6 protein-coding genes are annotated in these 4,526 nt (G+C 69.6%); 2 read left to right on the top strand and 4 right to left on the bottom strand.

Annotated features, from left to right (window positions below):
* A partial coding sequence (locus RMN86_RS10445) for a glutathione S-transferase (RefSeq protein ID WP_309605785.1) occupies positions 1 to 484 on the bottom strand: 484 nt, incomplete at its 3' end.
* Positions 484 to 1,188 (bottom strand): TVP38/TMEM64 family protein, encoded by a 705-nt coding sequence (locus RMN86_RS10440; RefSeq protein ID WP_309605784.1) that lies wholly within the window; start codon positions 1,186 to 1,188, stop codon positions 484 to 486. The genes RMN86_RS10445 and RMN86_RS10440, both read right to left, overlap by 1 nt.
* Positions 1,189 to 1,319: 131 nt before the next feature.
* Between RMN86_RS10440 and RMN86_RS10435 the strand changes: the two genes are divergently transcribed.
* Entirely contained in the window at positions 1,320 to 2,522 is a 1,203-nt protein-coding gene (locus tag RMN86_RS10435; protein WP_309605783.1) for a pyridoxal phosphate-dependent aminotransferase, read from the top strand.
* A gap of 41 nt (positions 2,523 to 2,563) precedes the next feature.
* Here the strand turns inward: RMN86_RS10435 and RMN86_RS10430 are convergent, their stop codons facing one another.
* Positions 2,564 to 2,800: a DUF2171 domain-containing protein gene (locus RMN86_RS10430; RefSeq protein ID WP_309605782.1), complete on the bottom strand. Its 237-nt coding sequence runs from the start codon at positions 2,798 to 2,800 to the stop codon at positions 2,564 to 2,566.
* Between the two features lie 63 nt (positions 2,801 to 2,863).
* On the opposite strand from RMN86_RS10430, the gene RMN86_RS10425 reads away from it, so the two are divergent.
* On the top strand, positions 2,864 to 3,043 hold the full coding sequence (locus RMN86_RS10425; protein WP_309605781.1) for a DUF4169 family protein: 180 nt from the start codon (positions 2,864 to 2,866) through the stop codon (positions 3,041 to 3,043).
* A 25-nt stretch (positions 3,044 to 3,068) separates the two neighbouring features.
* On the opposite strand, the gene rsgA is transcribed toward RMN86_RS10425, so the two are convergent.
* Positions 3,069 to 4,166: a ribosome small subunit-dependent GTPase A gene (gene rsgA, locus RMN86_RS10420; RefSeq protein WP_309605780.1), complete on the bottom strand. Its 1,098-nt coding sequence runs from the start codon at positions 4,164 to 4,166 to the stop codon at positions 3,069 to 3,071.
* Positions 4,167 to 4,526: the final 360 nt, after the last annotated feature.

The raw sequence follows: 4,526 nt of genomic DNA, 5'->3' as shown, positions 1-4,526 counted from the left end.
GGCTCAGGACGCCAGTTCGGCAAGAACCTTGCGCACCGCCGGCCAGCAGTTCGTCCTCGATCAGCTGGAAACAGGCGGCGACCGTCTGAGGAACCTTGCGGGTCATCTCGGCGAGCGCGGCGGGATCGTCGGCCCATCGATAGCCCCGGTGCCGATGGGCGTGGGCCACATGCACGGTGGCGCACAGGTAGCTGTTGAACGCCTGGGCCCGGGCGAAGGCGTAGGGATCGTCGAGCGGCGCCAGCCCCGCGTGCGGATAGCTCTGGGCGATGAACGCCAGGATCGCCGGGGTTTCGGTCAGCACGCCACGGTCGGTGACCAGGGCCGGCACACGGCCCCGGGGATTGATCGCCAGGTACTCCGGCTTGAGCTGATCGCCATCCCGCGTGCTCATCCGGGCGAGCTGATAGGCGGCGCCCGCCTCCTCGAGCGCGATGTGCGAGGCCAGCGAACAGGAACCGGTGGCGGAGAACAGCTTGAGCATCAATCCCCCTCGCGGCCGCGCAGCCATCGCCGCGCCACCCAGCCGATGCCGATCCAGAGCCCCACGATCAGCGCGAGCCACAGGGCGTCCTTGCCGACGTCTCCGTTCATCAGTCGCATGATGGACCCGCCGGCAAACGCGGTCAGCACGATCTTCGGCACGATCCCCAGCGCGGTGCCCAGCACGAAGTCGGCCACTCGCATCGGCGTCACGCCGGCGGCCATATTGACCACGATGAAGGGCGCCGAGGGGACCAGGCGGACGATGAAGCTGGCCAGGACGCCATTGCGGCCGATCAGGTGCGTGAACCGCTTCACCCCCGCCCCGGAGAAGCGCTCCAGCACCTTCGCGCCGGCGCTACGGCCAAGGTAGAAGCCCACCAGGGACGAGACCATCGTGCCGATCCAGCTGTAGGTGAACCCGGTGACCGGCCCAAAAGCCACGACAGCGGCGGCGATCAGCATGATCTGCGGCACGCCGACAAACGCCAGGGCCGCGAAGGCCACAACCGCCGCCGGCAGCGACCAGGGTCCCGACACCGCGTCCAGCCACCCCTGAACCGTCGCCTCGCCGTTGAAGCCGAGCACCTGGGCGCCGAACAGGAACACCAGCCCCACCCCGCCGAACAGCCCGAAGGACACCGCCAGCGTCCGCCACGCCTGGGCGTCCATGTTGGACAGGAACTCGAAGAGTCGGCGGGTCACCCGACCTGAGGTCGCCGATTGACCCGCAAGGGTCAAGCCGCGCCGCGACGCGCCGGGTTCACCGCGGCGACGGCTTAGGCTAAACCCCGGCGCGTTCCTCCCGCCCTGAACCTCCAGGAGCCTCGTCCGCCATGTCGCTCGAATCCGCCGCGCTTGCCCGCGTCAAGCCGTCCGCCACCCTGGCGGCCGACCAGAAGGGTCGCGAGCTGAAGGCGATGGGCCGCGACATCATCTCGCTGGCGGCCGGCGAACCCGACTTCGACACCCCCGACAACATCAAGGACGCCGCCATCCGGGCGATCCGCGACGGCAAGACCAAATACACCAACGTCGACGGCATCCCCGAGCTGAAGGAGGCCATCGTCGGCAAGTTCGCCCGCGAGAACGGCCTGACCTACAAGACGTCCCAGGTGAACGTCTCGCCCGGCGGCAAGCCGGTGATCTACAACGCCATGGTCTCGACCCTGAACCCGGGGGACGAGGTGGTGATCCCGGCGCCCTATTGGGTGAGCTATCCCGACATGGTGCGGCTGGCGGGCGGGACCCCCGTGCCGGTGCTGACCACGGCTGCGGCCGGCTTCAAGATGAAGCCCGAACAGCTGGAGGCGGCGATCACGCCACGCACCCGCTGGCTCTTGCTGAACTCGCCGTCCAACCCGTCGGGGGCGGCCTATGCCAAGGCCGAGCTGCGGGCCCTGGCCGACGTGCTGCTGCGCCATCCGCATGTCTGGGTGCTCACCGACGACATGTACGAGCACCTGATCTTCGGCGACTTCGACTACTGGACCATCGCCCAGGTGGAGCCGGAGCTCTACGATCGCACCCTGACCATGAACGGGGTGTCGAAGGCCTATGCCATGACCGGCTGGCGGATCGGCTACGCCGCCGGCCCCGAGCCGCTGATCAGGCTGATGGGCAAGGTGATGAGCCAGACCACGTCCAACCCCTGCTCGATCTCGCAGTGGGCGGCGGTGGAGGCGCTGAACGGGCCGCAGGACTTCATCAAACCCAACGCCAGGCTGTTCGAGGAACGCCGCGACCTGGTGGTCTCGATGCTCAACCAGGCGCGCGGCATCCACTGCCCGACGCCGGAGGGGGCGTTCTACGTCTATCCCTCCGTCGAGGGCCTGATCGGCAGGACCGCGCCCTCCGGCAAGGTCATCGGCAGCGACGCCGACTTCGCCGTGGAATTGCTGGAGAGCCAAGGCGTCTCGGTGGTGTTCGGCGCGGCCTTCGGCCTGTCGCCGTTCTTCCGCATCAGCTACGCGACCTCCAACGCGGTGCTGGAGGATGCCTGTGCGCGCATCCAGCGGTTCTGCGCGGCGGTCAGATAGCGGGCTGCGCGGCCCGGCGCCCGCCGGGCCGCGCCCTGGCCTCAGTGCTTTTCGCGCCAGGCGGCCTTGGCGGCGCCCTTGGTCAGGCTCAACCGCACGGTGTCGTCATCGACCCCTTCGACCCAGCTCAGCGGGATCAGGTGGTGCTTGAGGCCGGCCGCCAGGTCAAACTTGGTCAGTTCGATGTCCTGGCCCATCACCTTGTCGACCCGGCCAACGTGGCCCCCGTCGGATCCCACGACGTCCATATGCTCGTGAATGGCTGTGGCTTCGATCATGTCTCGTACTCCTGAGGCTCGTGAGGCTTGGGTAACGAGACAGGCTGTGGTGAAGTTTCTTCAATGACCGATCCGATCAATATCAACCGAGCGCGCAAGGCCCGCGCGGCGTCCGACGCCAAGGCCAAGGCGGCCGAGAACCGCGTCCGCTTCGGCCGCAGCAAGGCCGAGACGACCCTGGCGAAGCTGCAGGCCGAACGCGCCCGCCGCGCCCTCGACCAGGCCCGGCGCGAGGACGACTGAGCCAGGCCACCTGCCCTTCATCCCCCTACCCGTCGTCGTAGGTCCGCTTGGCCTTCATCCGCGCCCGGCCGGCCTTGTTGCGGGCGATCCAGACCTTGCGGGCCTGGGCCGCGGCGGCCGGGTCCTCCTTGCGGACCTCGTGGGCCAGCTCGCCGCGCAACTTGCCGAAGCTGCGCCAGCGCTCGGCGTCGAGCGTCCCGTCGGCCAGCGCCGCGCGCACCGCGCAGCCGGGCTCGGCGGCATGGGCGCAGTCGCGGAACCGGCAGCCTTGGGCGATCGCCTCGACCTCGGCGGTGATCTCGGCGAAGGCCGCCGCCACCCCGGCCTCGGCGTCCCACAGCGCCAGCTCGCGCATCCCCGGCGTGTCGAGGATCAGCGCGCCGGTGGGCAGCAGGATCAGCTCGCGGTGGGTGGTGGTGTGCCGGCCGTGGGCGTCGTCCTCGCGGATCTCCTTGGTGGCCATCCGCTCGGCGCCCGCCAGGGCATTGACCAGCGTCGACTTGCCGACCCCCGACGAGCCCAGCAGCACCGCGGTCCGGCCGGGCGCCAGCAGGTCGCCGAGCTCCGCCAGCCCCTGGCCGGTGCGCACCGACACCGCCAGCACCGGCGCCCCGGCGGCGATGGCGCGGACCTGGGCGGTCAGGCCCTCGACGTCGTCGCAGGCGTCGGCCTTGGTCAGCAGGAACACCGGCCGCGCCCCGCTCTCCAGCGCGGTGGCGAGGTAGCGTTCCAGCCGGCGCAGGTTGAGATCGGCGTTCAGCGAGGCGGCCAGCAGGGCCATGTCGACGTTGGCGGCCACCACCTGCATCGCCTTGGCCGTGCCGGCCGCCATGCGGGTGAAGGCGGTGGTCCGGGGCAGGATGGCGGCGATCACCGCGGCGTCGCCCTTCAGCTCCACCGCCACCCAGTCGCCGGTGACCGGATAGCCGCCGTCCAGAGCCTCATGGGCGAAGCGGCCGGAGATCCGCCCCTCGATCTCGCCGGCGTCGGTGGCCAGCCGGTAGTGGTTGCGCTGCTGGACGATGACGCGGGCCGGAACCAGGGCGTGGTCGGCGTGGGGCTGGAAGTCGTGCTGGAGCGTGTCGGTCCACCCGTAGGCGGAGATCCCGTTGGGGATGTTCAATGTCAGGGTTTCCTTGCGGTCATGAGCCAATCCGGCGTCGACCGCGAAACCCTGTCTTTTCCAGGCAGGATCGGCTGCCTAGGCAACCCGCACGGCGACGCGACGAAGGGCTGGGGCAATGGGTGTCATCACATGATCCTCCTGCGTTCGGGTTTGCGTGGGTGCGGAAAGTACGTTGGCGGCTCGCCCGCCCGGCGTCAAGCTCGCCGCCCCAAGGGACAGGGCTCCGAACTCGGGTTAACAGAATACAAATTTTCTCTGTCATCCCGGCCGTAAGCCTGCGCACGCAGGCTGAAGCGCCGGGACCCAGAGTCCAGCGCACGCCGTTCTGGGTCCCGGCGCGGCCTTTCAGGCCGTCCG

This window comes from Phenylobacterium sp. (assembly GCF_031360265.1).
Lineage (GTDB): Bacteria > Pseudomonadota > Alphaproteobacteria > Caulobacterales > Caulobacteraceae > Phenylobacterium.
This window is presented reverse-complemented; position numbering and strand designations above follow the sequence as displayed.

What these genes read in the sequence shown, in the direction of transcription:
- RMN86_RS10425 (WP_309605781.1), top strand. Translation starts at nt 2,864, where the DNA reads ATGACCGATCCGATCAATATCAACCGAGCGCGCAAGGCCCGCGCGGCG.
- RMN86_RS10430 (WP_309605782.1), bottom strand. Translation starts at nt 2,800, where the DNA reads ATGATCGAAGCCACAGCCATTCACGAGCATATGGACGTCGTGGGATCC.
- RMN86_RS10435 (WP_309605783.1), top strand. Translation starts at nt 1,320, where the DNA reads ATGTCGCTCGAATCCGCCGCGCTTGCCCGCGTCAAGCCGTCCGCCACC.